The sequence below is a fragment of the Acinetobacter sp. AR2-3 genome (assembly GCF_001878775.1).
In the GTDB taxonomy this organism is placed as follows: Bacteria; Pseudomonadota; Gammaproteobacteria; order Pseudomonadales; family Moraxellaceae; genus Acinetobacter; species Acinetobacter lwoffii_D.
In genome coordinates this window covers 1-25,783 of record NZ_MJIQ01000028.1, presented here as the reverse complement: position 1 = coordinate 25,783, position 25,783 = coordinate 1, and the positions used below count along the sequence as shown (strand labels likewise).

The 25,783-nt window shown below is 44.4% G+C and carries 20 protein-coding genes and 1 pseudogene; 16 read left to right on the top strand and 5 right to left on the bottom strand.

The window, feature by feature from the left end; genetic code table 11:
• Positions 1 to 138 precede the first annotated feature (138 nt).
• Positions 139 to 3,615: an Rne/Rng family ribonuclease gene (locus BFN00_RS03365; protein WP_071850453.1), complete on the bottom strand. Its 3,477-nt coding sequence runs from the start codon at positions 3,613 to 3,615 to the stop codon at positions 139 to 141.
• Positions 3,616 to 4,381: 766 nt separating this feature from the next.
• Here BFN00_RS03365 and BFN00_RS03355 point away from each other — a divergent pair.
• The 7 genes and pseudogenes from BFN00_RS03355 (at position 4,382) to BFN00_RS03325 (ending at position 12,342) form a co-directional block, all read left to right on the top strand.
• Positions 4,382 to 5,338: an RluA family pseudouridine synthase gene (locus BFN00_RS03355; RefSeq protein WP_004278531.1), complete on the top strand. Its 957-nt coding sequence runs from the start codon at positions 4,382 to 4,384 to the stop codon at positions 5,336 to 5,338.
• Between the two features lie 346 nt (positions 5,339 to 5,684).
• Positions 5,685 to 6,353, top strand: coding sequence for an HAD-IA family hydrolase (locus tag BFN00_RS03350; protein ID WP_005250564.1), 669 nt, complete (start codon positions 5,685 to 5,687; stop codon positions 6,351 to 6,353).
• 407 nt (positions 6,354 to 6,760) lie between these two features.
• A complete protein-coding gene (locus tag BFN00_RS03345) occupies positions 6,761 to 7,558 on the top strand; it encodes a 2-keto-4-pentenoate hydratase (protein ID WP_071850452.1) in 798 nt (265 codons plus the stop codon).
• 24 nt (positions 7,559 to 7,582) lie between these two features.
• Positions 7,583 to 8,479 (top strand): acetaldehyde dehydrogenase (acetylating), encoded by an 897-nt coding sequence (locus tag BFN00_RS03340; RefSeq protein WP_071850451.1) that lies wholly within the window; start codon positions 7,583 to 7,585, stop codon positions 8,477 to 8,479.
• Positions 8,480 to 8,491: 12 nt separating this feature from the next.
• Positions 8,492 to 9,511, top strand: coding sequence for a 4-hydroxy-2-oxovalerate aldolase (gene dmpG, locus BFN00_RS03335; protein WP_071850450.1), 1,020 nt, complete (start codon positions 8,492 to 8,494; stop codon positions 9,509 to 9,511).
• A gap of 429 nt (positions 9,512 to 9,940) precedes the next feature.
• Positions 9,941 to 11,202, top strand: a pseudogene (locus tag BFN00_RS03330) (OprD family outer membrane porin).
• Between the two features lie 279 nt (positions 11,203 to 11,481).
• The gene (locus tag BFN00_RS03325; RefSeq protein ID WP_004278523.1) at positions 11,482 to 12,342 is read left to right on the top strand and encodes an alpha/beta fold hydrolase; all 861 of its coding nucleotides are present in this window, start codon (positions 11,482 to 11,484) and stop codon (positions 12,340 to 12,342) included.
• Positions 12,343 to 12,723: 381 nt separating this feature from the next.
• Here the strand turns inward: BFN00_RS03325 and hcaR are convergent, their stop codons facing one another.
• A complete protein-coding gene (gene hcaR / locus BFN00_RS03320; protein WP_044111817.1) occupies positions 12,724 to 13,632 on the bottom strand; it encodes a DNA-binding transcriptional regulator HcaR in 909 nt (302 codons plus the stop codon).
• Between the two features lie 281 nt (positions 13,633 to 13,913).
• Here hcaR and hcaE point away from each other — a divergent pair, with 281 nt between their 5' ends.
• The 9 genes from hcaE to BFN00_RS03270 all read left to right on the top strand — a co-directional run bounded on the left by hcaE (position 13,914) and on the right by BFN00_RS03270 (position 23,048).
• On the top strand, positions 13,914 to 15,281 hold the full coding sequence (gene hcaE, locus BFN00_RS03315) for a 3-phenylpropionate/cinnamic acid dioxygenase subunit alpha (RefSeq protein WP_004278520.1): 1,368 nt from the start codon (positions 13,914 to 13,916) through the stop codon (positions 15,279 to 15,281).
• Positions 15,278 to 15,796, top strand: a complete 519-nt coding sequence (hcaF, locus tag BFN00_RS03310; RefSeq protein ID WP_071850449.1) for a 3-phenylpropionate/cinnamic acid dioxygenase subunit beta — start codon at positions 15,278 to 15,280, stop codon at positions 15,794 to 15,796. The genes hcaE and hcaF overlap by 4 nt, the downstream gene beginning before the upstream one ends.
• Complete coding sequence (hcaC, locus tag BFN00_RS03305; RefSeq protein WP_004278517.1) at positions 15,796 to 16,122, top strand: 3-phenylpropionate/cinnamic acid dioxygenase ferredoxin subunit; 327 nt, start codon at positions 15,796 to 15,798, stop codon at positions 16,120 to 16,122. The genes hcaF and hcaC overlap by 1 nt, the downstream gene beginning before the upstream one ends.
• Positions 16,123 to 16,124: 2 nt before the next feature.
• Positions 16,125 to 16,940, top strand: coding sequence for a 3-phenylpropionate-dihydrodiol/cinnamic acid-dihydrodiol dehydrogenase (gene hcaB, locus BFN00_RS03300; RefSeq protein ID WP_004278515.1), 816 nt, complete (start codon positions 16,125 to 16,127; stop codon positions 16,938 to 16,940).
• Positions 16,941 to 17,013: 73 nt separating this feature from the next.
• On the top strand, positions 17,014 to 17,979 hold the full coding sequence (locus BFN00_RS03295) for a 3-carboxyethylcatechol 2,3-dioxygenase (protein ID WP_071850448.1): 966 nt from the start codon (positions 17,014 to 17,016) through the stop codon (positions 17,977 to 17,979).
• Positions 17,980 to 17,983: 4 nt separating this feature from the next.
• Complete coding sequence (gene hcaD, locus BFN00_RS03290) at positions 17,984 to 19,210, top strand: 3-phenylpropionate/cinnamic acid dioxygenase ferredoxin--NAD(+) reductase subunit (RefSeq protein ID WP_071850447.1); 1,227 nt, start codon at positions 17,984 to 17,986, stop codon at positions 19,208 to 19,210.
• A 359-nt stretch (positions 19,211 to 19,569) separates the two neighbouring features.
• Positions 19,570 to 20,469 (top strand): DMT family transporter, encoded by a 900-nt coding sequence (locus BFN00_RS03280; RefSeq protein ID WP_071850445.1) that lies wholly within the window; start codon positions 19,570 to 19,572, stop codon positions 20,467 to 20,469.
• 181 nt (positions 20,470 to 20,650) lie between these two features.
• Complete coding sequence (locus BFN00_RS03275) at positions 20,651 to 21,586, top strand: cation diffusion facilitator family transporter (RefSeq protein WP_071850444.1); 936 nt, start codon at positions 20,651 to 20,653, stop codon at positions 21,584 to 21,586.
• Positions 21,587 to 21,992: 406 nt separating this feature from the next.
• Positions 21,993 to 23,048 (top strand): MBL fold metallo-hydrolase, encoded by a 1,056-nt coding sequence (locus tag BFN00_RS03270; RefSeq protein WP_004278509.1) that lies wholly within the window; start codon positions 21,993 to 21,995, stop codon positions 23,046 to 23,048.
• Here BFN00_RS03270 and BFN00_RS03265 read toward each other — a convergent pair.
• The 3 genes from BFN00_RS03265 to BFN00_RS03255 all read right to left on the bottom strand — a co-directional run bounded on the left by BFN00_RS03265 (position 23,038) and on the right by BFN00_RS03255 (position 25,497).
• Positions 23,038 to 23,448 carry a DoxX-like family protein gene (locus BFN00_RS03265; protein ID WP_071850443.1) on the bottom strand — a complete coding sequence of 137 codons (411 nt, stop codon included), beginning with the start codon at positions 23,446 to 23,448 and terminating at the stop codon, positions 23,038 to 23,040. The two genes, BFN00_RS03270 and BFN00_RS03265, sit on opposite strands and share 11 nt — an antisense overlap.
• A complete protein-coding gene (locus tag BFN00_RS03260; protein ID WP_005107981.1) occupies positions 23,438 to 23,881 on the bottom strand; it encodes a thiol-disulfide oxidoreductase DCC family protein in 444 nt (147 codons plus the stop codon). Before BFN00_RS03260 ends, BFN00_RS03265 begins: the two co-directional genes overlap by 11 nt.
• Before the next feature lie 95 nt (positions 23,882 to 23,976).
• Positions 23,977 to 25,497, bottom strand: coding sequence for a catalase (locus BFN00_RS03255; RefSeq protein WP_071850442.1), 1,521 nt, complete (start codon positions 25,495 to 25,497; stop codon positions 23,977 to 23,979).
• Between the last annotated feature and the right edge of the window lie 286 nt (positions 25,498 to 25,783).

Genomic DNA, 25,783 nt, shown 5'->3' with positions numbered 1-25,783 from the left:
AATTTATATACAGTAGACGAGCTAGCCATCTTTTAGCGTTAAAACACTAGTGCAATCAACCTATTCTGACTAAATCTAGAAAAAAAAACCTAGTCACCGAAATGACTAGGTTTTTTTAGATGACTGCAATTGAGCAAATTATGATTCAGTTGCAGTATTGGCTTTTTTCGGTGGACGACCACGTGGACGACGTGGACGAGCAGCCTGTTTCTCTGCTTTTTCAGCTTCGCTGGCTTCAGTGTCTTCTGTTGTTACTTCGGCCTGATCCTGGGCTTCTGTAACAGGAGCTTCTGATTCAGCATTTGCTTCAACTGGCGCAGCATCTTCAGGTTGAGCTTCAGTGACTGGAGCCTCTTCTGCAGGAGCTGTATCTAATGGTGCCGTCGTTTCAGTTGCTTGTTCAGCTGGCTGAGCATTTGCGGTTTCTTCAATAGCTACTTCAGTGGCTACTGGAGTTTCAGTTGCTGCTGCTTCAACTGACTCTGCTTGCGCTTCTGCTGCTACAGGTGCTTCTGGCGTAGTTTCAACTGCCGGAGCTGTTTCTACTTTAGCCTGTTGCTTGGCTTGTTGCAGGGCCTGTTCTGCAGCCTGTTTAGCCAGACGGCGACGCTCACGTGGATCATTTGCGACACGTTTGTCCGACACCGGTTTTGGTGGAGTCAGGTCCAGAACTGGAGCAGGCTCTGCTTCAACCTTGGCTACGGTCACTTGAACATCACGGGTGACCGGTTTTTTCTCTGTGGCAGGCGTTGCTGCAGCCACCAGACTCGCGTTGTACTCTTTTGTGAACTTCTCTAGAGCACGGTTGAAGGTTGGCAATAAACCAAACTGTTCAATCAGTACGGAGCAGTCTTCACCATAAACATGGCGAATCAGGCTACCAATGGTGAACTGACCCAACGTTGGTACTTGTGAAGGAGTCAACTTCTGAACTGTAGCCTGTTGAGGCTGTCCTTCACGCTGCTGACGACGACGCTGACGCGGATCGTTGCTGGCACGTGGTTTTTCAGCGCTTGATTCTTCAGCTGGCACAACCTCTTCAACAGGAGCTGTCAGTGCAGCTTCCACTACATTTTCAGCAGCGGCTTCTTCAACTGGCGCATCTGCCGGTGCAGTAACTTCAACCGCTGGCGTTACAACTGCAGCATTGTCATTCAATGCCACGATTTCGCTTTTCGCCTGGTCAATATTCACCACCATAGCAGTCGGCATCACGTCTTGACGTGGCGCATCGACCAATTCAACACGAAGCTGCTTGTCATTGACTGCTGGAACTTCAACGACTGCAGGTGCTGCTTGTTGAGCCTGCTCATTCAGCACGCTTGGATCGCGGTGGCGATTTGGGCGTTCCTGACGTGGCTGGTTGCGGCGGTCACGACGTGGCATTACCTGTTGAGGCTGTTGTTCATTGTTTTGAACATCATTTTGCTGAGATGGCTCATTGTGATGCTGACGGCGAGAATTACGCTTGTTTTCACGTGCTTCATGACGTTGCTCTTGACGAGATACCTGAACCACTTCTTCATGCACCTGATGTTGCTGAGGAGCGGAAGCTTCAGACTGAACCTGCTCACGCGGTTCTTTGTGCTTCGGATTGCGTGGTTTTTTGTTGTTATGACGTGGTGCTCTTTCATCACGCTCTGCCGGTTTTTCAGCATCACGTTCCTGTTTTTGCGCTACAGTCGATGGTGCCAGGTAAGCATTGCTGCTTGCCGGAGCAGCAGGTTGAGACACTTGCTGTGGAGCAGGTTGTGCCACCGGTGCAGACAATTGACCGAACTGACCACGGCTCACCGCACCGCCATTGATCATTTGTTCAATTGCTGCAGCTGCATTGTTGGCAGTACGCGATTGATCAACAGTCGCTGCCTGTTTTTGAACAAACAGGTTTTCTAACCAGGCACATGGGCTAGATGCAGGAGCCGCAACTTGTGCTTGGGCAGGAGCTTGTTGCGCAACAGGTGCTTGCTGTGCATTTTGGTTTTGCTGGTTACGGCGTTTATTGTTTCTGCCGTTGTTTTGCTGTTGAGCAGGCGCTGGGGCAGCAGCATGCGTATGTTCTTCTTCTAAATGCCATTCAGATGACTCATAGCCCAACTCTTTTTCACTTGAACGAGTTGCTTCAGTACGTTCATAGCTGGTTGGTGCAAAGCCTTCGGCATTATAAGTGATTTCATAATGCGGTGTTTCCAGATGCGGGTGAGGCAACACAGTCACACGTACATTTGAAGTCTGTTCTAAATACACCAAGGTGTGACGTTTTTCATTCAATAAGAAGGCAGCAATTTCGACTGGAACTTCGACTTGAACTTCACCATGACGTTCGCGCAGGGCAATCTCTTCCACTTTACGCATAATTGAAAGGGATAAAGAACGCAGGTCACGGACCATGCCGGTACCATGACAGCGTGGACAAACGTAGCCAGTCGCTTCTTCAAGAGAAGGACGCAGACGTTGACGGCTCATTTCCATCAAACCAAAACGTGACAATTGACCGAACTGAATACGGGCACGGTCACTTTGCGTTGCTTCACGTAGCTTCGCTTCCACCATACGCTGGTTGCGGTCTTTGGTCATGTCGATGAAGTCGATCACCACCAGGCCACCGATATCGCGTAAACGTAATTGACGCGCGATTTCTTCTGCCGCTTCAATGTTGGTGTTCAACGCGGTGTCTTCAACGTCGCTACCGCGAGTCGATTTTGCTGAGTTAATGTCAATTGACACTAAAGCTTCAGTTTGGTCGATCACGATCGAACCGCCAGAAGGCAATTTTACTTCACGTTCATAAGCGGTTTGAATTTGACTTTCAATCGCGAAATGCGCGAATAAAGGTTCATTTAAGGTATAAGTTTTCAGTTTTTCTAACTGACGTGGCATTACCGCTTTTACGAAGTTATAGGCTTCGTTATAGGCTTGTTCTGAGTCAATCAGGATTTCAGCAACATCATCACGCAGGTAGTCACGAATGGCACGTGTTACCACACCCGCTTCCTGATGTACCAGCATTGGCGATGGGCCTGAACTTGCCGTGCTCTGGATTTGTGCCCAAAGGTCTAACAAGTGCTGTAAGTCGAGTTGCAATTCTTCTTGTGAACGGCCAATCCCGGCAGTACGCACAATCACGCTCATACCACGTGGCACGTTCAGTGTTGCCAGCATTTCTTTCAGTTCTTCACGCACTGAACCGGAAATCTGACGGCTGATACCACCACCTTTCGGGTTGTTTGGCATTAATACCAAATAACGGCCAGCAAGTGAGATAAAAGTAGACAGGGCAGCGCCTTTGTTGCCACGCTCTTCTTTTTCCACCTGAACCAGAAGTTCGGTGCCTTCAGTGATCAGTTCACGGATATTTGAAGTTTGGCGAGGGTCGGCTTTGTAATATGAATTTGCGATTTCACGCATTGACAGGAAGCCTTGGCGACCTGCACCGTATTCAACGAATACAGCTTCTAAAGAAGGTTCAACGCGAGTCACGTGACCTTTGTAGATATTGGATTTTTTTTGTTCACGGGTACGATTTTCTAAATCAAAATCGTAAAGACGCTGACCAGTGACAAGTGCAACGCGAATTTCTTCGGCATGTGTTGCATTAATCAACATACGTTTCATGGGTGTAACACCTTATAGTGATACACAGCAAAAAATCGCTATACACGTAGCGAACATCACACATCACGGATCAATGGCTCAAATCTGCAATGAATTTCATTGTGGTTTGAGTCTTTTATGACCGAGCTCTATTTAATATAGATGGGCTTCGGTTTTTGATTCACGTATTGATGATGGCAATACGGCTTCAATCTTTAAACGGATTAAAGTCACCTGAACGCTTCACTGGCGGACGAGCGGTGCATTGGATGTGTGTAACTTTCACTGTCACATTGCTCGAAGATCATCCCTTCTTTATAGAAAGTGTCTTGATACGGAATTGTCGTCGTATCTTTACAAACTGTGCAGATCCAATGCATCAACGCTGTAGCCTGAAGTCGTCTTCAGGTTGCGACTAATCTGATGTGTATCAGTTTACGTTTAAAAACCAACAAAGTTGGCGACATATTTTTTAAGACAAACTGATTTATGTACCTGAGGTACAATTAAACGCAACAGTTTGCTTTGTTTGCCGATATAATAAGCCTTCGGCGTGGCATAATTCTTTGGGGACCTTCCCGTATCATGTGAGTCTTTAATTGAACAATCAAGTTCAGAAAAATCTGAAATGATTCAACTTTTACTCACAAACGATGGTTTCCGTGCGCTGACTATATCAAACCTTGCATCATCTGCCTATGGGCTAAGCTTATGTTTCTTGTGTAAAGCATAACCTAAGTGATCAGTTTTTAATCAATTTTAGTATTTTTTGGGTCATAGTAACTGTATGAATTCTACGCAACAATGGCAAAACGTCACTTGGTTTGAAGTGGATGAACATCAAGATGGACAACGCATCGATAATTTCCTGTTTAGTCGTCTGAAAGGTGTGCCAAAAAGCCGTATCTATCGTCTGATTCGTGAAGGCCAGGTTCGCGTTAATAAAAAACGCATTAAAGCAGAAACCAAACTCGCAATCGGTGACCAGATTCGCGTTGCGCCGATTCGCTATGAACAAAAAGATGAATCTGCTGCACCTGTTTCTGACAAAGTGGCACAAGGCTTATTGGCCCGTGTGATTTATGAAGATGAAGGTTTGATGGTCGTGAATAAACCTTCCGGGATTGCTGTGCATGGTGGTAGCGGTGTGGCCTATGGCCTGATTGAGGGCTTGCGTGCCGCAACCGGTAAAAAGTATCTGGAACTGATTCACCGGATTGACCGTGATACTTCCGGTCTGGTGATGATTTCCAAAAAGCGTAGCGTGTTGAAAACATTACAAGATATGTTGCGTGAACATAAAATCAAAAAAACCTATGCCGCTGTAGTAAAAGGGCAGGTCAGTCTGGATAAACAGCTGATTGATGCACCTTTACATCGTTACGAGCTGGCCAATGGTGAACGTCGTGTCTGCGTGTCCCCGAAAGAAGGTAAAGAGTCTAAAACCCAGTGGAATGTGCAGGAACGTTTTATGCATGCCACACTGGTGTATGCATCTCCGCTTTCTGGTCGTACCCATCAGATTCGTGTTCATGGTTTGAGTATTGGTCATCCGCTAGTAGGCGATGAAAAGTATGGTCATGAAACAGAATATCGTGGGCCAAAACCACGCCGTTTGTGTTTACATGCAATGCGTCTGGACATTCCGGGCTATCCAGCGATTGAAGCGCCATTGCCGGAAGATATGCAGAGTCTGGTGGCGCAGTTAAGAGCGCAGAAAGCGGATAAACCGGCTGCCCAATAAGGACTTATTTTTTCTTTTAATAAATTTAATCCACCCTCACCCTCCTTTGAAAAAGGAGGGAATTCCCCTATTTCTTAAAGAGGGCTAGGGGAGATTAAATTTCGAAAGAATCCTCTCCCTAAGCAGCACTGCTGAGCAAGTCTCCTTCTTGCACGTCGTTTAAAGCAGTGCTTTAAACTCGTTCAGGAGAGGGAACGTTACTTATTAAATAGTAATGTTGAATTAAAACTTCATTGATAATTCGACTTTATTGGTTCTTTTATTAAAGTCATTTGCTTAAGAATGAAAAATTCCTTCTCCTTGTAGGAGAGGGCTTCAAGACTGAATCAAATCTAGGAAATCTTTTATGAACTCACCTGTAAAATTGGTCATTTTCGATTGGGATGGCACTTTATTTGATTCAGTCGGTCAAATCGTGGCGAGTTTGCAGTTTGCCGCACAGCAGTTTCAGCAGCCGTTAACGGATGCAGATGCGAAAAGTATTATTGGACTGGGTTTACCTGAAGTTGCACAGCGTTTATTCCCGACAGTACCAGAATTACATACGGATATTTTGCAGGCTTATTCCGATCATTATGTTGCCAACTCATCAGGAGACTCCTGGTTTGAAGGCGTAGCGCACATGCTCGCAGATTTACAGCAGCAAGGCGTGAAGCTGGCAGTAGCCACAGGGAAAAGCCGTAAAGGTCTGGATCGTGTATTAAAACAGACGAACAGTGAAGAGCTGTTTGTGAGTACGCGCGCAGCCAGCGAAACCCATTCTAAACCTCATCCACTCATGTTAGAAGAAATTCTGGCGGAAACCGGTGTGCAGGCTGAACATGCGATTATGGTCGGTGATACGTCTTATGATCTGGAAATGGCGCAAAATATTGCCATGCCAAGCGTTGGGGTAAGTTATGGTGTGCATGAACCTGAACTTTTAGCACAATTTAATCCAGTCTGTATCGTGGATGATGTGGCTGCTTTGCATAGCGCTTTGTTGGCTAAAGTCCAATGGAAACAAGCAGTTTAATCCATTATCTTGGTTGCAGTGAAAAACAAGTATTTCCCCGGTTTGAATTGGCTGGGGAGTGCTGCAGATTTAATCGCTGGTTCTTATCTTTTAGTCTAAAGTCGTAATTGTACTGATTTTATTCGGTCATATTATGGCAGTTATTTTGCTAAATAACGATGTGTTTTAAATAATAAGATTTTGTTTTATTTAGTTTTTCATAAATTATTCTTATAGATAATAGCTATAGCAAAAAATAAAATAACTATTGGCACAAACGCCGGATTTTTCCCATCCTAAAACTGTTTATTCCTATGCTCGCTCTGAGAAAGGCAGTCCATACGGATGATCAGCCTGATCATGTCCATATTTTCTGTCCCTCTTAGATCCCGGCATAAGCCTAATTTTTGCAGTTTAAGGAAACATTGATGTCGAATTCTGCTGTTGTTGAATCAGTTGCACAAGCATTACGTACTGCTGAACTCTCAAAAACTGCGATCGCACCGATTCGCCCGGAGCTTGGTGGTGAAAGTGCTGACGTAGATATTGCCTATGCCGTTCAGGAAGTAAATACCGAGCGTGCTCTGGCGGAAGGTCGCCGTCTGGTAGGTCGTAAAATTGGTTTGACATCGAAAGTGGTTCAAGCACAGCTTGGCGTAGATCAGCCTGACTTCGGTATGTTGTTTGCCGACATGGCTTATGGCGATGGTGAAGCAATTCCAGCCGGTCTTCTGATTCAGCCAAAAGTTGAAGCAGAAATTGCATTGGTGATTAATCAGGATTTAACCAAAGAAAAACACACGTATGCAGACATTATCAGCGCGACTGATTATGCATTGCCTGCAATTGAAGTAGTCGATAGCCGTATCGAAAACTGGAAAATTAGCCTGATTGATACTGTGGCGGATAACGCATCTTCTGCTGCATTTGTCTTGGGTTCTCAGCCGGTTAAGTTAGAAAAACTTGATCTTGTGAACTGCAAGATGGTGATGACGCGCGGTGAGGAAGTCGTTTCTCAAGGCGTGGGTAAAGCATGTCTTGCAAACCCACTCAATGCTGCGGTTTGGCTTGCAGATGAAATGGTGCGTCGTGGCCGTCCATTGTTGGCAGGTGACATCATCTTGACGGGTGCTTTAGGTCCAATGGTTGTGGCGCAACCAGGTGATGAATTCAAAGTTGAAATTGAAGGCTTCGGTTCAGTAACCGCTGCATTCGCTGCTGAATAATCAAGATTCCAAGAGAGTACATTCATGAAAAAGATTAAATGTGCAATGATCGGTCCAGGGAATATTGGTACTGATTTGCTTTATAAATTACAACGCAGCGAATGGTTAGAGCCTGTTTGGATGGTGGGGATTGACCCGACTTCTGAAGGTTTGGCGCGTGCTGCGAAAATGGGTTTAAAAACCACAGCTGAAGGCGTTGATGGTCTTCTTCCTCATGTGATTGCTGATGACATCAAAATTGCATTCGACGCAACTTCTGCCTATGTCCATGCTGAAAACAGCCGCAAGCTGAATGAACTTGGCGTGTTGATGATCGACTTAACGCCTGCTGCGATTGGTCCATTTTGTGTACCACCAGTCAACCTTGAAGCATTACTACAAGCGGGCGAAGTACCAAACGTGAACATGGTGACATGTGGCGGTCAGGCAACGATTCCGATGGTGGCTGCGGTTTCTCGCGTTCAACCTGTTGAATACGGCGAAATCATTGCAACTGTATCGACTAAGTCGGTTGGTCCGGGAACGCGTAAAAACATTGATGAATTCACACGTACTACTGCAGGTGCCATTGAGAAAGTCGGCGGCGCGAAACAAGGTAAAGCGATCATCATCATTAACCCGGCTGAGCCACCTCTAATGATGCGTGATACTGTTCACTGTCTAGTAGAAGGTGAGCCGGATCAGGCAGCGATCACTGAATCTGTACATGCCATGATCAAGGAAGTTCAAAAATACGTACCAGGTTACAAGCTTGTAAATGGTCCTGTATTTGATGGCAACCGTGTATCAATTTACTTGGAAGTTGAAGGTCTGGGTGACTTCCTGCCGAAATACGCAGGCAACCTGGATATTATGACTGCAGCAGCTGCACGTACTGCAGAAATGTTCGCAGAACACGTGTTCAACATCGCTGAAGCTTAAAGGAATACCAAAATGTCTAAGATTATTGTTCATGATATGACTTTGCGTGATGGTATGCACCCGCAGCGCCATCAAACGACTGTTGAGCAAATGATTGCAATTTCAACAGCACTTGATGATGCTGGCGTACCTTTAATTGAAGTAACACACGGTGACGGCCTGGGTGGTTCATCAGTGAACTACGGTTTTGCTGCTGCAACGGATGAAGAATACTTGTCTGCTGTTGTGCCACGTATGAAAAATGCAAAAATTTCTGCATTGCTTTTACCTGGTATCGGTACGGTTGACCATTTGAAAATGGCACATGAAATTGGTGTTTCTACTATTCGTGTGGCGACGCATTGTACTGAAGCGGATTGTTCTGAGCAGCACATCACCGCTGCACGTAAATTAGAAATGGACACAGTCGGCTTCTTAATGCTTGCTCACATGGCATCTCCTGAAAAATTGCTTGAAGAAGCAAACAAGATGGTGTCTTACGGTGCAAACTGTATCTATGTAACTGACTCTGCAGGTTACATGCTTCCTCAAGACGTGATCGACCGTGTGGGTCACTTACGTCAACACTTGGATTCAAGCATTGAGCTTGGTTTCCATGGTCACCACAACTTAGGTATGGGTGTATCGAATACTGTTGCTGCGGTTCAGGCAGGTGCAGTACGTGTTGACTTGGCATCTGCTGGTCTTGGTGCTGGCGCAGGTAATACACCACTTGAACTGTTTATCGCTGTGGCAAACCGTATGGATATGGACACTGGCGTTGACCTGTTCAAAGTACAAGACGTTGCGGAAGACCTTGTGATTCCAATGATGCACAACCCGATTCGTGCTGACCGTGATGCGGCAACTTTAGGTTATGCCGGTGTTTATTCTTCATTCCTGTTGTTTGCTAAACGCGCTGAAGCAAAATATGGCGTATCTGCACGTGAAATCCTGATGGAACTGGGTCGCCGTGGTACGGTTGGTGGTCAGGAAGACATGATCGAAGACTTGGCGTTGACGATGTCTAAAGCGCGTGAGTTACAAGCTTAATTTTTAATGCATTCGTATTAAAATAAGGCTAATAAAAAAGCATCCGATTTGGATGCTTTTTTATTATGAAGTAGATTTAATAATATATTAAAACTCTGATCTCAGATATTTTAGTTATAGTGCTAGGTGAAGATTATTTCAGTTTAATTTTTTCCTTAAACATAAAAACGATAAATAAAAAATAGTGGCTCAATATTTTAAAAAAAATTGCGCTTATTAATAGAGAAAACAAAAAAATAAATTAAATATCCGGTCAAATTTTTATTTTCTTTAATCGGTTTAAAATCTAAGAGATTGAGCGCTTAAATCTGGGCTTGGAATATGAAGAGCTAAAAGAGCAAAAGTTTAATACTGTGGTCGGATTTTTTATTTAAACCGACTTGCGCATGATGGCTGCATGGATTTTATCAGCTGAATGGGGAACTCATCATGCGTCGTCACAATTTATGGATTGCAATGCTTGCTGCGACAGCAACTTTAGGGACAACTGCAACGAATGCAGACTTTATTGACGACAGCAATGTTCAACTCAAATTTAAAAACTTTTATCTAGACCGTCAGTATCAAGATGACTATTCATCACGTAACTGGGGTTCTTGGTCACAAGGGGTGACTCTGGATGCCAAGTCCGGTTATCACGATATCGGTGGTGGTGTGCAGGTTGGTGCTGATGTACTGGTGCAACATGCAGTCAAACTCAACGGCCATGATAAAAATCCGGACTGGGTTTTACCGCACGATGGCAAAGAATCAAAAGATCATTTCGGTAAAGTCGGCGCGACCTTAAAAGCCAAAGTTTCACAAACTGAGCTGAAAGTCGGCGAGTTATTGCCGGTATCTCCAGTCTTGGTATTCGATCCATCCCGTCAGTTATTAACGACTTATAGTGGCGCTTGGTTAGAGTCTAAAGACCTTAAGGATACCAAGTTAACTCTGGCGTATATTGATGGTATTAACAACCGTTATGACAACCAGTTCCGTGACTTAACTAAATTTGCTTCACCAAGTTTCTATGATACGGGTGCTGAAGCTGATGGCATGTGGATTGCGGGTGTAGACCACCAGCTTACTAAAGAAGTAGGGGCGAGCTACTGGTATGCCGATGTTCAAGACATTTACCAACAGCATTATCTGGGTGTGAATTACAAAACTGCGCTCGGTGAAAAAACCAAATTAGATAGCCACATTCGTTACTTCGATAACTCGGAGTCAGGTGACAAGCTGTATGGTGAGATCGATAACCAGGCATTATCTGTCGCTGCAAAAGTGAATCATGGTGCACATAGCGTAGGTGTGGGTTACCAGCAAATGTTTGGTAATAGCCCATTCCCGACATTGGGTGGCTGGGTGCCACAGGCTTATCTGGCGAACTGGGGGTAGCGACCTTTACCGCGCCTGAAGAAAAGTCATGGAATGTTGCTTATGGCTATGATTTCTCTGAAATGGGTGCAAAAGGCTTAAATGTAACAGCCGTATATTTCAAAGGTTATGATCAGAAAGGGACGGGGGCATATCAAGGTCAAAACTTCAATACGGATGAAGTGAATGCCATCGTGAACTACACTGTGCCAGAAGGGAAATTAAAAGGTTTGGGTGTACAGGCGATGTATATTGATGTGAATTTTGCCAATCCAGCAAAACCAGACCTGCAAGAATACCGTGTCGCCACCACTTATACCCATAAATTCTAATACCCCTATATTTTAAAAGCAGTCAGTCTTCTGGCTGCTTTTTGGTTTAAGAATGCAGTTAAAACCTTAGTTTATGTAGGGTTTAATTTATAAAAAAATATATAAAACAAACACTTAAATTATATCTATTTTGTTGGGTGCAATCGTAATTTTGTATCAGTTTGCTGCGGTTGAGCGGTTAATATAAGGGTGTACACAAGTAATTTTAATGAGTCAACTTGACGTCGAATTCTTGAAAATAGAGGGACACGCAAGCGAAAGACTGTAAGAGGAAGCAATATGAGCACTGTTCAAATCCCTGACTATCAAACAGATCCATTCTTTGGCTTAGAAGACAAATGGATTGAAACCGCTGAAGGCGAGTTGACCCATTACCATGAAATTGGTGAAGGTACGCCTATTCTATTTTTACACGGTTCAGGTACAGGTGTATCGGCCGCGGCAAACTGGTGGTTAAACCTGCCACAAATTGGTGAGCAAGCGCGTTGTATCGCGATTGATACCATTGGTTATGGCCAAACTGTGGTTGCACCGGGTACTGAATATGGTATCCGTGCCTGGGTAGATCATGCGATCCGTACGCTAGATGCTTTGGGTATCGAAAAAACCTGGTTGGTCGGTAACTCTCTGGGTGGCTGGTTAGCATTCCAGATGGCATTGGATTATCCAGATCGTATTTTGGGTATCGTGTCTATGGGTACGGGCGGTGCGAAACAGACAGCTGCACTTAAAGCTCACGCAAACCCAGTTCTTACAGAAGAAGGAATCAAGAAAACCCTTTCTATGTTTGTCGTAAACAAAGACCTGATTACTGATGAACTGGTAAAAGTACGTTTTGCTTCTGCTGCAAATGACTATGCATCAAATCGTTTAATGGATGTGGTTGGCGCACGTGACCGTGACCGTTTCGAATTCCCATTAGACTTCGAAAAAATGAAAGACATTACTGTGCCTGTACTATTGATTCATGGTACGCAAGACGTGGTGATTCCGGTTTCTCGTACTTGGGACATCCTGAACATCGTGCCAAATGCTGATGCACATATCTTCAGCCAATGCGGTCACTGGTCTCAAGTTGAAAAAGCAGATGAGTTCAACACTGTGATCAAAAACTACCTGGCTGTTCACGGCGTAAAATAAGTTTGATACAGTTTTAAAAAAGGATGGCTTTGGTCATCCTTTTTTATATCGGAAATATTTAAGGTAGCGCACCTAAGTGAGTTTGATTCTCATTTATTTGAATAAATATAAAAATCTAATAATTTTTATAGGTTTGAGCTATTTAAACTGAGAAAAATCCGAATGAAACTTTATTAGACTTAAGTGGTAAATGCAGTACATTTAGAGCTAAAAATACACAATTTGGGTCAAGGGCAAGTGACAAATTTAAGCGCCAGAAATAGATTCTTTATTATAAAATAGAATTAAAAATGGATTCTTAAGCATAAAATAATAAAACAAAAAAAGCACATGCCTATCATAAGTTGAATGGCATATGCCTAATGCAGGGAAGAAATAGGATTAATTTTGTTCGCTACGGTTAATATCCAGATAGAACACACGGGTCAAAAGCTCAAGAAATTTGCTCACGACATAGGATTTGTTGTTTTTATGGTAGCTGACATACAGGTCTAAATAGGGCAACTCCACGTCCAGCGGACGAATCACGGTATTATCCATGGTTAGTGGTGCAATATAGCCAGGCAAAATGGTACAGCCTAGGCCCATTCCGATCGAGTTGATATTAAATAAAATATTATCGGCCTTTTGCACGATATTGAGTTCAATGCCGTTGGCTTTGGCAAAGTCCAGAATAGCCTGGTTCAGGGTCAAGGACTGCTCTGCTGATGGAATAATAAAATCAATACCATTCAATGCTTTAACAGGAATTCTTTCGTATTTTGCTAAGGGGTGATCTTTAGGCAGGAGAAAAATCAGCGGTTCACGAATCACGAACTGGCTTTCAATTTCATCACTATTGAAATTATGACGGGTAAAGGTCAGATCCAGATCACCTTTTTTTAACAAACGCATCTGCTCATTGTTGTTCAGGCTGAGCAGTTCAATTTTTAAATCCGGGTTCTGTACACGTAAATTTGGCAAGATATACGGGAATATTTTCATCTCGGCCACCGGTACAAAACCGATGCGGAGCATTTGCTGCTTGGCCTGTGACACCTGACGTGCCATGGCAACGGCCTTGTCCGCTTGTGCCAGGGTGAGACGAGCCTGTTCCAGGAATACGGCGCCTTCTTCGGTCAGCTCTACTTTACGTTTGGTTCGGTTGAGTAGCTTTACGCCAACATCTTCTTCCAGGTCTTTGATTTGCTGGCTAAGTGAAGGTTGAGCCGTATAAAGTTTAAGTGCTGCCTTACTAAAATTGAGCTCTTCAGCAACGGTGATAAAGTAGCGAAGGTGTCGTAATTCCATGTCATCAACCCAAAGAGTAATCCAAAAAATGTCTTACTATAATTTCCTCAAAGTATAATCTATAAACAACTATGTCGTGAAGATTATTTTCCCATTCATAAACTAAATGCTCTGGCGGAATTAATAGATGTTTTAATATAAAAATTCACGTGCTTAATAATTGCTTTAAGCTCTTAATTGAAACAAAAAAAATATTTCCCGAAAAACGCTGTCAAATCCATCATCGTTGAAAAGTTGAGTCTATTACTTTGTGCCAAAGATAGGTCACAGGAGAGCTTTTCATGAGTGGAAAAATTGATGTGCGCGAAATCGATGCTTTAGTCGATGCACAAAATGGACGTATTACGCCATCTATTTATACAGACCCTGACATTTACGAATTAGAACTTGAACGTGTGTTCGGTCGTACCTGGTTGTTCCTTTGCCATGAAAGCCAGATTCCTAAGGCTGGTGACTTCTTCAATACCTACATGGGTGAAGATCCAATTATTGTGGCACGTCAAAAAGACGGTTCAATCAAAGCATTCTTAAACCAGTGCCGTCACCGCTCTATGCGTGTGAGCTTCGCAGACTGTGGTAATACCCGTGCATTTACTTGCCCATACCACGGCTGGTCTTACGGTATTGACGGTTCTTTAAAAGATATCCCGCTTGAAGATCGTGCTTACCCACATGGTGCATGTAAAGAGCAATGGGGTCTGGTTGAAGTGAATCGTGTGAAGTCTTACAAAGGCTTGGTATTCGCTTGTTGGGATGAAACCACACCTGACCTAGAAGAATACATGGGTGATATCGCTTGGTACTTAGATGGCGTTGTTGACCGTCGTCCAGGTGGTACTGAAATCATTGGTGGTGTACACAAGTGGGAAATCGAGTGTAACTGGAAGTTTGCAGCGGAACAGTTTGCATCTGACCAATACCACGCATTGTTCTCTCACGCTTCTGCGATCCAAGTATTGGGCGCGAAACCAGACGACGAATCTTCTAAAAAATTAGGTGCTGCGCAAACTGCTCGTCCAGTTTGGGAAACTGCCAAAGACGCGATCCAGTACGGTTCACGTGGTCACGGTTCAGGCTTCTTCTTTACAGAGAAACCAGACGCAAACGTATGGGTTGACGGTGAAGTTGCCAACTACTTCCGTGAAACTTACGACGAAGTTAAAGAGCGCCTAGGCGAGACTCGTGCATTGCGTCTTGCAGGTCACAACACCATGTTCCCAACTTTGTCTTGGTTGAACGGTACTGCAACACTTCGTGTATGGCACCCACGTGGTCCAAACAAAACTGAAGTGTGGGCATTCTGTATTGCTGATGCTGAAGCATCTCAAGAAGTGAAAGAAGCATTTGAACGTTCTGCAACGCGTGCCTTTGGTCCAGCCGGTTTCCTGGAGCAAGATGACTCTGAAAACTGGATCGAGATCCAAAAAGTTTTACGTGGTTATAAAGCGCGTCAAAACAAACTCATTATGGAAATGGGTAAAGGCAACGAAAAAGTACGTGAAGATGGTATCCCAGGTATCACCAACTACATTTTCTCTGAAACTGCAGCACGCGGTATGTACCGCCGCTGGGCAGATTTATTGATCCATGAAAAATGGGAAGACGTAGAAAAAGCAGCTGACGAATATGAGAAGGAGCTTATGAAATGAGTCAAATCAGCTTAGAACTTCATCACCAAATTAGTCAGTTCCTGTATCGCGAAGCAAAATTGCTAGACGATTGGAAATTCCGCGAATGGTTGGATACGTTAGCTGAAGATATTTCTTACACGCTACGTACCACACCAAACGCACAAACCCGTGACCGTCGTCGTTCAGTTGAACCACCTACCACTTGGGTGTTCAATGATTCAAAAGATCTTTTAGAACGTCGTGTAGCGCGTCTTGAAACTGGTATGGCTTGGGCTGAAGAGCCTCCATCACGTACAACACACATGGTGTCTAACGTGATCGTAGAAGCAACTGAAGTTGAAGGCGAATACGACGTGTACGTAACTTACTTGTTATACCGTACACAGAAAGAGAAAGACGTCGTGATTTACTGTGGTAAACGTCATGACAAGATCCGTAAAGTTGAAGGTGGCTTAGGCTTCCAAATCTTCAACCGTAAGATCACGCTTGACCAAGTTACTTACAGTTCACATAACCTGAGTGTGTTCTTCTAATGAATAAGATTTTTGTATGCCAAGTTGACGAATTAGACGAAGGCGAAGCGTTAAAAGTAGATTGTGGCGTAAACGGTATCGAAGCGCTTGCTGTATTTAACAATGGCGGTGAATTCTTCGCTATGAACGATAAATGCAGTCATGGTAATGCTTCTATGTCTGAAGGTTACCTTGAAGATGACGGTACTGTGGAATGTCCATTGCATTCAGCACGTTTCTGTTTAAAAACAGGTGAAGCATTGTGTCTACCTGCAACTGATCCAATCAAAACATTCCCAGTGATTGTTGAAGATGGCCAATTGTTTGTAGAGATGGCAGGAGAGTAAGCATGGGTTGGCTACAGGGCGAAGTTGCACTTATTACTGGTGGTGGTTCAGGCTTAGGCTGGGCTTTGGTCGAGCGTTTTATTGAGGAAGGTGCACAAGTTGCGGTTCTTCAACGTTCAAAAGCGAAAGTGGATGCCTTGAACGAACACTTCGGTGGAAAAGTTCTTGCGATCGAAGGTGATGTAGCCAGCTATGCAGATAACGTTCGTGCAGTTCAAGCCACTGTGGAACGTTTCGGTAAACTCGATTGTTTCGTTGGTAATGCCGGTATTTGGGATCACTATGCCGATATCGTCAATACCTCTGGCGAGCAGCTGGAAAAAGCCTTTGACGAGATTATGGGGATTAATACCAAGTCTCTGATCTTGGGCGCGAAAGCTGCACTGGATGCATTGATCGCTTCTGAAGGTTCTATCATATTTACTTTGTCTAATTCGGCACTGTACTCCGCTGGCGGAGGCCCTGTATATACTGCATCTAAGCATGCGGGTGTCGGGATTATGAAAGAACTGGCTTACGAGCTTGCGCCTAAAGTACGAGTGAACGCTGTTGCACCGTCAGGTATGAATGTGAATATCAAAGGTGCGGCATCGCTGGGTCAGGAAAATGTGGGCCTGCTCGATGCACGTGATCCTGAGAAAATTGCACGTGGTATGCCACTGAATTTCTTGCCTGAACCGGAAGATATGACAGGTTCATACGTGCTCTTGGCATCTCGTCAAAATAACCGTCCTCTGACTGGTGTTCTGATCAATGCAGAATGCGGTTTGGGTATTCGTGGCCTACGTCAGCCACGTGCAGGTTTCTTTGACGAATAAACATCTAGTCTCATTCAAATGGACTTACCGGCAGCCTCTTCTCTCAGGGCTGCTTTCCTTCTAGGAGTCTCTCATGGCCGTTAAACTTATTTGTGCATCGCACAGTCCTTTAATGGAATTTGCTTCACCTCAAGATCAATCAAAAGAGCAAAAAGTTCGTGCTGCTTTTGAAAAACTCTCTGCTGAAGTAAAAGCTTACGACCCAACCCTGATCATCACTTTTGGTCCTGACCATTTTAATGGTTTCTTCTATGACCTGATGCCAAGTTTCTGCGTGGGTATTCGTGCCAAAGCCGCAGGTGACTGGGATTATGGCAAGGACAATGACCATATTGATGTACCTGAAGACAAGGCATTAGATCTGGTTCGACGTGTACTGGATAAAGGCGTGGATGTTGCCTACTCATACCGTATGCAGGCTGACCATGGCGTGACTCAGCCCTTACATTTCCTGTGTGAAGGCAAACTTGACCGTTATCCAACGATTCCAATTTTTATTAATGGCGCTGCTGCACCTATGCCAACCACCAAGCGTACCATCGCTTTGGGCCGTGCTGTGGGTCAATACATCAAGTCTTTAAACCTTGAAAACGAGCGTGTGCTTGTTTTAGGTACCGGTGGTCTGTCACATGATCCACCTACACCGCAAATGGGTGCAGTACCGCCAGAAGTGGAAGAGTTCCTGATTGCAGGCCGTTATCCAACGCCTGAAGCACGTCATGCACGTCAATCCAAAATTATTGCAGTGGGTCAAAAGCTGGCAGCAGGGGATACGTCAGTTGCCGTGCCTCTGAATGCTGAATGGGATATTGCCCTGCTAGAAACCTTCAAGAACGCTGATTTTGCAACATTAGAAGCGATGACTGAAGCTGAAATCCGCCGTGATGGTGGTCGTGGTGGTCAGGAAGTCCGTTCTTGGATGGCTGCCTTCGCTGCCTTAAGCGAAATGGGTGAGTATGAAATGACCACGCATTGCTATGAAGACATCAGCGAATGGATTGCCGGCTTCGGTATCGTATCTGCAGAGTTAAAAGGTTAAGAAAATGAGCAACGTAAACAACATCGTGATCGTGGGTGCTGGCCAGGCAGGTGCGAGCGCAATTTTAGAACTTCGTGGCAACAAGTATGAAGGCAAAATTACCCTAATTGGTGATGAAAGCCATCTTCCTTATGAGCGTCCACCGTTGTCTAAAGATGTGATTCTAAAACCTGAAGAGACCAAGATCGAAATCCTGTCAGAACAGAAACTGGCAGATTTAGGGGTGGAAACAATTCGCGGTAATGGCGTGATGAAAATCAATGCCGAAGCGAAAACGGTTGAACTCCTCAACGGTGATGTTGTTGCTTATGACAAACTCTTGCTTGCAACAGGTGGTGCCGCGCGCCGTTTGCCTAATTTCGATGCTTTGGGTAAACACGTCTATACCCTTCGTAACCTGGAAGATTCACAGGCACTGGTGCCTGTACTTCAAGCCGGTCGCCGTATCATCCTGATCGGTGGTGGCGTGATTGGTCTTGAGTTGGCATCATCTGCACGTTACAAAGACTGTCAGGTGACTGTGATCGAAATGGGTCCGATGGTTATGGGTCGTTGTTCACCACAAATCCTGAGCGAATTCCTGCTAGAGCAGCATCGTCAAAACCAGGTCGATGTGCGTCTTGAAACCAAGATTACAGATTGCCGTTTAGATGGTGAAGAAGTGGTGGTAATGCTGGAAGGCGGTGAAGAACTGCGTGCCGATGCTGTAGTTTACGGGATCGGGATCGTGCCAAATGCACAGCTTGCCGTAGATGCAGGTCTGGACGTTGATGTTGCGATTAAAGTCAATGAAAACTGCCAAACCTCGAATGCTGATATTTATGCAGCAGGCGATGTTGCGACTCAGTTACGTGACTGTGGCAATCACCGCCGTGTGGAAACCTGGGAAAATGCTAACCTGCAAGCAGGCATCTTCGCGCGTCACGTGATGGGTGTGGAACATCCGAAAGCCAATCCGGCCTGGTTCTGGACGGATCAGCTGAATATCAACTTCCAGTTTGTCGGCGATATGGCCGCAGCTGAATGGCATATCCGTGGTGAAATGGATGCAGCCAAAGGTGCAGACAATTCATTCGTGATGTACGGTGTGACTGATGGTCAGATCGTTGGCGGGATTACCGTGAATGCAGCCAAAGAAATGCGTCATTTGAAAAAAATGATCAGCAAAAATACGGCGTTTGATGTTGAAAAACATTTAGATATCGCGCAAGACTTACGCAAAATTGCTTAAGTTGTATTGAGATATTTTTGGACAGACCTATGTTTTGCATAGGTCTGTTTTTTTATGGTTTTAGCTTTATAGTCATGACCGCAATGGGCTTTGAGATTTAGAAATGTTTTCGTGTAGGTAAGTTTTACTTTTAAGAGATGAGCCATACATGGCACAAAGTAACAAAAATCTTTTGATCGTTTGAGGATACATCCTTGTACCCCAAACGATCTGGCGACATCCATGTCGCCCTCCCATGTAGTTGATGATGGGTGGACTCTATTTTTAGTCTTATCTATACCACTAGTCACGATAGTATCTACAGATCTAAATAACAGGTTTCAGGTTTACTATTTAGAATAATCAGATTTGAGGATGATATGAAATCATCATTGCCGGTCACGGCAAGTATTTACGCTTTATTGGTGCTGATCTGGGCGGCAACGCCACTGGCGATTGTCTGGAGCGTGGCCGAGATTCACCCGATGTGGGTGCTGATCATTCGCTATTTTGGTGCCTCGATTATTGCGTTGTTCCTGTTGAAAATCATGCGCGACCCGCTGCCTTTTGACCGTACTTCAATAAAAAGTTATCTGGCAGGCAGTTTGAATTTAATCGGCGCGCAGCTGTTTATTTATCTGGCGGCCAATTATCTGACCTCAGGGTTGATGGCACTAATTTTTGGTTTTTCACCGCTGATCGCCGGTTTAATCGGTCATGTGATTTTAAAAACCCATAAACTGGTCTGGTTGCAATGGCTCGGCATGGCCGTGGCCGTCGCCGGATTGTGTTTTGTTTTTGCTGACTCGGCAGACAGCAAGGTTAACCCCTGGGGTGTGGTGCTGATGCTGATCAGTATGGTCTCTTACATCAGCTCGATCTTCTGGGTTAAACAGATTAGTGCACCCTTGAGTCCGATGTCGCAAGCGACGGGGTCATTGCTGGTCTCTGCAGCGGGTTCACTCATTTTAGTGCCGTTTATCTGGCAACACATGCCGACTCAGTTGCCTAGCACACAGGCAATGATCGGTTTCGTATTTACCATGATCATGTCTTCAATTGTGGCAATGCTGTGCTATTTCTGGCTGATTCGCCGTCTAAATGCTTCGACTGTCTCATTGAGTAATGTGATGACGCCGGTGATCGCTCTGGTATTGGGAGCAACCTTAAATCATGAAATTATCAGCAGTCATGCTTTTGCGGGAATTGCCGTGGTGATGTTCGGGATCATCATGTATTTCTGGAAAGAGTGGCGCGAGCAGTATTTTTCCAAGCGTTAAAACTGTAAAAATTAAAAGGGCGAAAGCCCTTTTATTATTTGAGTGGAGAGTAAAGTGATTCAACAACGTGAGAGATCACGACTAAGCAACAATTTGTAAAACAACTTTCAAAAATAAATGATTAAGATTTTGATACATAAATCATTCAAGCTTGCACAAGCTTATTTAGGACAGTGTCAGGATGTCTGAATCCAATAAAATCGTAGTTTATGCAGCCCTGTTTGGTAATCTGGCGATTGCGCTGGTTAAATTTGTTGCGTCCTATATAACCAATAGTTCTGCCATGTTCAGTGAGGCAATTCATTCCGTAGTAGATACCTTGAATGAAATTTTACTGTTATATGGCATGAAAAAATCAGAAAAACCGGCAAATGCCAAACATCCTTTTGGTTATGGGCGTGAACTGTATTTTTGGGCCTTTATTGTGGCATTGATGGTTTTTGCGTTGGGTGCGATTGTGTCCATCTATCAAGGGATACAGCATATTCTTCAGCCTGAAGTCATGCAGGATCCATTAATCAATTATATTGTGCTGGGTCTGGCGATTCTTTTTGAAGGATTTTCATGGTCAGTGGCTTTAAAAACCTTTCGTAAACAAAAGGGAAATCTGGGATATTTTGAAGCCTTTCGACACAGTAAAGATCCAACGACCTTTACCGTGTTATTTGAAGATACTGCCGCCCTGGTCGGCTTGGTGATTGCGCTGGTCGGTATTTTTCTGGCGCATCAACTGAATATTCCTGAATTGGATGGTGCTGCATCGATTTTAATTGGTATCGTGCTGGCAGTATCTGCCTGGTTTCTGGCACGTGAAACCAAAGGTTTGTTACTGGGTGAAACGGCAGATCCGAAACTGCGTGAAAATGTATTGAATATTGCTCAACAGGATGCGGCAGTTTTTAGTGCTAATGGGGTATTGACTGAGCAGATGGGCGCTCAGCAAGTCATTGCATCATTGAGTCTGGAATTTAAAGATGATTTAACTTCTGATGAAATTGAAGCCTGTGTCAACCGGATCGAAGCGCAGATTAAACAGCTGCACCCGGAAATTATTGCTTTATTTGTGAAACCCCAAACCAAGGCCGTATGGCTGGAACGAACTCAAGGTCGTGTATAAAGATCTAAAAAACGCTTGAGGTTGGTATTTTGATCTCAACTTGCCTTTCTCGCACAATTGATGTGATGATACTGAGGTATGGCGAATTTCATCATAAAATCATCAATGGGCAGACATGCTTTTGTCAGCATGGGCTTATAAATATTGAGTATCATTTTGTATTTTTAGACAGAAGGACAAGAGCAATATTTTTCTAGATAATCCCAGACTTCAGCCAGCCATAAGGCCGATGAAATGCCATTTTTTTGCTAAAAATAACAAAAACATACATGATTTTCTGTGACGGATTTCATACTATGTTGCAGTGTGCCTGTTTTTAGTTTGTATGCTCATTAAAAGATGCACCGCTTGACCATTTCAAGAGGTTGTTGTCTTGCATATAGCGAATAATAAATAGTGGATGTTTATGCAAGATCTTCTCAAAACTAAAAAATTCCAGTTAATCACGGAATCCAGTTGGAAACATCTCTGGTCTAAGCCAGTGTTTGAGTATCTGCATTCAGATCATTTCGACGGAAAACAGTTTCGTAATCTTGAGCATGCATCTCTATCGCGCGGTCGCTTTGATTTATATAAATGGCTCATTACCCGAAAATCCAAGACCTGGAATGTTAATCTTGACGAGGAACGTGCCGAGTTTTTTTCTCGTCCGCGCGCATTGCCACAGCAGCGTCCAGATGCAGCTCTGGATGATTGGCAAGTCTGGTTTATTGGTCACGCCACCACATTAATTCAGATCGGTCCCTATAACTTCCTGACCGATCCGGTTTGGGCGGAATATGCCAGTCCATCGGCTTCCACAGGGCCGCAGCGGGTCATTCCGGCTGGCATTGCCCTGGATGAGTTACCCCAGATTGATGCGGTACTGCTCAGTCATAATCATTATGATCATATGGATCTGGCCAGTCTGGAATGGCTGCACAACACTTTTGAGATGCCGATTTATACCGGTCTGGGTAATGCCTGGTATTTGCCAGAACATTATACCGTGCATGAAATGGACTGGTGGGAAAGTGCCTTTTTTGAAGAGATCCGGATTGTCTATACGCCGGCTCAACATGCCTCAGGGCGCGGCATGCGCGATCAGAACTGTGCACTTTGGGGAGGATTTTCTTTATTACATGGCAAGGAACATTGTTTTTTTGCCGGAGATAGTGGCTACGCCTCACATTTTAAAGAAATTCGTAAACGTCTGGGTGCACCGCGAATTGCCTTACTCCCGATAGGAGCGTATGAACCGCGTGAACTGATGCGCGCGATCCATATGAATCCGGAAGATGCCTTTCATGCCCATCATGACTTGCAGGCCAAATGTTCACTGGCGATTCATTACCGTACTTTTCAGCTCACGGATGAAGACCGGGATGCGCCGGAACATGAGTTGCATGAGATCATCAAGCATTCTTCCAAGTTGATTAATCCGTTTTATTGCATACGTGAAGGCAAACGAATTATTGTTTAAATATTTTACTCTGTTCCTGTTGGATGAGTTGAATGGCCACTACAGAAAGCATCAGCATGGCGGTATTCATCACCACAGGATTGAATGCTGCAGTAAGTTGCAACGGGGCTGTGAATGCAATCAGCAGTAGTAATCCAGCAAGTCCGATAATATTCAACCCATGCAAGAGTATGGACCGGTTCCATTTCAGAAAGCATAAGCCAAATAGCATTTCACATCCTCCGGAAAGTCCAACCAAGACTTTGGCCAGTGCCAGCTCAAAACCCATATTTTGCCAAATGCTAATTTCAGCGGGTGATTGGAACAGAATTTTTGGAATGAGTCCCTGATAGAGCCATAGTATGACCAAAGTCAGCTGGATAGTACGCAGTGGTTGTAGGAATACAGGTTTAGGATTCACGAACAGCTTCTTCCAGAAAATGGCGTTTATTTTCGCTGGATGGAATCAGGCAATACTCGGTTTTACCAAATAGCTTGTAACGATTTAAAGCAATCACACGATACAGAAAGTCGCGGATAAAACGCGGAACCAAATAACCTGCGCTCATTAAATTAAAAGGAAAACCGAGATGCTGCAGTACTTTCAGCAAGGCAGTCGATTCGGTATAGAGTGTGCCATCTTGAATGACGAGCATCGTGGTGTAATGTTCAGTGGGCATCTGATAATGTTCGAGCAGAGCTGTACCTAAAGGCGATTGGGCGGAAACCAGTTTAAACTGAATCTTTTTATCGTATTTAATCAGAAACCGTGTCCAGCCATTGCAGATTACGCAAACAGCATCAAATAAAACAATGTCGTGTTGTTGAATGATGTCTTCAATATTTGGATGCATTGTTGTATTTCTTTTTGTGCCAGCTTGTTTCTATAGTGCTTGATGCTGCAATAAAAAACCACCCGAAGGTGGTTTCTATACATGTCTAAACTGACTTAGAGAAAGCTAGGCAAACCTTTGGCTGGATCGCTTTCACGTGCTGCTTGGGCATCTGCTACGGTCATGCCGAGTGCTTGTGCTACGCCTTCGCCGTAGGCTGGATCACAGCTATAACAGTTGCGGATGTGACGGTATTTGATGAAATCTAGTGCATCACCCATTGCTCCGGCCGTGTTATTAAACAGAGCTTGTTTCTGCTGGTCATTCATCAGGTTAAACAGGGCACGGGGCTGGCTGAAGTAATCATTGTCATCTTCACGGAAATCCCAGAAATCGGCATCACCGGTAATCTTTAATGCTGGTTCTTTAAACTGAGGTTGTTCCTGCCACTGGCTAAAACTGTTCGGCTCGTAATGTGGCAATGAACCATAGTTGCCGTCCATGCGGCCTTGACCATCACGGCGGTTCGAATGTACAGGACAACGTGCAGCATTAACCGGAACCTGTGAATGATTTACTCCTACACGGTAACGTGCTGCATCGGCATAGTTCACTAAACGTGCCTGTAACATACGGTCCGGTGAGTAGCTAATTCCTGGTACCAGATTGCTTGGTGCAAAGGCTGCCTGTTCTACATCCTGGAAATAATTTTCCGGATTGCGGTTCAGCTCGAACTCACCGACTTCAATCAGTGGATAATCACCTTTCGGCCAGACTTTGGTCAGGTCAAATGGATGATAAGGCACTGTTTCAGCTTCCAGTTCCGGCATGATCTGAACGTACATTTTCCATTTTGGATAGTCACCACGCTCAATGGCATCAAATAGGTCAGTCTGACTACTTTCACGATCTTTAGCAATCAAGTCTGCAGCTTCAGCATCGGTGAGGTTCTGAATACCTTGCTGGGTACGCATATGGAATTTCACCCAGAAGCGTTCATTATTGGCATTAATAAAGCTGAAAGTATGGCTGCCAAAACCATGCATATGACGGTAACCGGTCGGGATCCCACGATCCGACATGACAATGGTCACTTGATGCAAAGCTTCAGGTAAAAGTGTCCAGAAATCCCAGTTATTGGTGGCACTGCGCTTGTTGGTTTTCGGATCACGCTTGACTGCTTTATTCAGGTCAGGGAACTTGCGGGCATCCCGCAGGAAAAACACCGGGGTGTTATTGCCGACCAGATCCCAGTTGCCTTCTTCGGTATAGAATTTCAGGGCAAAACCGCGAATATCACGTTCTGCATCAGCTGCACCACGTTCACCTGCCACCGTTGAGAAACGCGCAAACATTTCGGTTTTTTTGCCGACTTCAGAGAAAATTTTAGCGCGGCTATATTGGGTAATATCATTGGTCACGGTAAAGGTGCCGAAAGCACCTGAACCTTTGGCATGCATACGACGCTCTGGAATCACTTCGCGGACAAAGTTGGCCAGTTTTTCATTCAGCCATAAATCCTGGGCAAGTAAAGGTCCACGCGCACCTGCCGTCATACTGTTCTGGTTGTCGACCACAGGCGCACCAGCTTCAGTGGTCAGGTGGGTGACAGGGCATTTTTTAAAATCTTGGCTCATCTTTCCTCTCCAAGTTTTGAATATCTTGTGTCGTTTATCTAGTATTCATAAAATATTGAGATATATGCTAATCAGATCAGGTTTCGCTATATTTACAATATCTTTAAATAAAGGGTGTTACAGCACAAAACGGAATTCAGGGTATAATTGAGTGAGCTCACTCAAAAAATATTTTTAAAGTTAATAAAGTTTAAAATATTGAAAATTAAATGGTTACTTTTAAAAAAGTAGCGGGTTTTCCACTCTCTGACAATATCAAATTCTATAGATCTCTTGCGAAAGTCAT

What these genes read in the sequence shown, in the direction of transcription:
- hcaE (WP_004278520.1), top strand. Translation starts at nt 13,914, where the DNA reads ATGAGTGGAAAAATTGATGTGCGCGAAATCGATGCTTTAGTCGATGCA.
- BFN00_RS03345 (WP_071850452.1), top strand. Translation starts at nt 6,761, where the DNA reads ATGTCGAATTCTGCTGTTGTTGAATCAGTTGCACAAGCATTACGTACT.
- BFN00_RS03365 (WP_071850453.1), bottom strand. Translation starts at nt 3,615, where the DNA reads ATGAAACGTATGTTGATTAATGCAACACATGCCGAAGAAATTCGCGTT.
- hcaC (WP_004278517.1), top strand. Translation starts at nt 15,796, where the DNA reads ATGAATAAGATTTTTGTATGCCAAGTTGACGAATTAGACGAAGGCGAA.
- BFN00_RS03350 (WP_005250564.1), top strand. Translation starts at nt 5,685, where the DNA reads ATGAACTCACCTGTAAAATTGGTCATTTTCGATTGGGATGGCACTTTA.
- BFN00_RS03295 (WP_071850448.1), top strand. Translation starts at nt 17,014, where the DNA reads ATGGCCGTTAAACTTATTTGTGCATCGCACAGTCCTTTAATGGAATTT.
- hcaD (WP_071850447.1), top strand. Translation starts at nt 17,984, where the DNA reads ATGAGCAACGTAAACAACATCGTGATCGTGGGTGCTGGCCAGGCAGGT.
- BFN00_RS03260 (WP_005107981.1), bottom strand. Translation starts at nt 23,881, where the DNA reads ATGCATCCAAATATTGAAGACATCATTCAACAACACGACATTGTTTTA.
- hcaR (WP_044111817.1), bottom strand. Translation starts at nt 13,632, where the DNA reads ATGGAATTACGACACCTTCGCTACTTTATCACCGTTGCTGAAGAGCTC.
- BFN00_RS03355 (WP_004278531.1), top strand. Translation starts at nt 4,382, where the DNA reads ATGAATTCTACGCAACAATGGCAAAACGTCACTTGGTTTGAAGTGGAT.
- hcaF (WP_071850449.1), top strand. Translation starts at nt 15,278, where the DNA reads ATGAGTCAAATCAGCTTAGAACTTCATCACCAAATTAGTCAGTTCCTG.
- BFN00_RS03325 (WP_004278523.1), top strand. Translation starts at nt 11,482, where the DNA reads ATGAGCACTGTTCAAATCCCTGACTATCAAACAGATCCATTCTTTGGC.
- BFN00_RS03255 (WP_071850442.1), bottom strand. Translation starts at nt 25,497, where the DNA reads ATGAGCCAAGATTTTAAAAAATGCCCTGTCACCCACCTGACCACTGAA.
- BFN00_RS03280 (WP_071850445.1), top strand. Translation starts at nt 19,570, where the DNA reads ATGAAATCATCATTGCCGGTCACGGCAAGTATTTACGCTTTATTGGTG.
- dmpG (WP_071850450.1), top strand. Translation starts at nt 8,492, where the DNA reads ATGTCTAAGATTATTGTTCATGATATGACTTTGCGTGATGGTATGCAC.
- BFN00_RS03340 (WP_071850451.1), top strand. Translation starts at nt 7,583, where the DNA reads ATGAAAAAGATTAAATGTGCAATGATCGGTCCAGGGAATATTGGTACT.
- hcaB (WP_004278515.1), top strand. Translation starts at nt 16,125, where the DNA reads ATGGGTTGGCTACAGGGCGAAGTTGCACTTATTACTGGTGGTGGTTCA.
- BFN00_RS03270 (WP_004278509.1), top strand. Translation starts at nt 21,993, where the DNA reads ATGCAAGATCTTCTCAAAACTAAAAAATTCCAGTTAATCACGGAATCC.
- BFN00_RS03275 (WP_071850444.1), top strand. Translation starts at nt 20,651, where the DNA reads ATGTCTGAATCCAATAAAATCGTAGTTTATGCAGCCCTGTTTGGTAAT.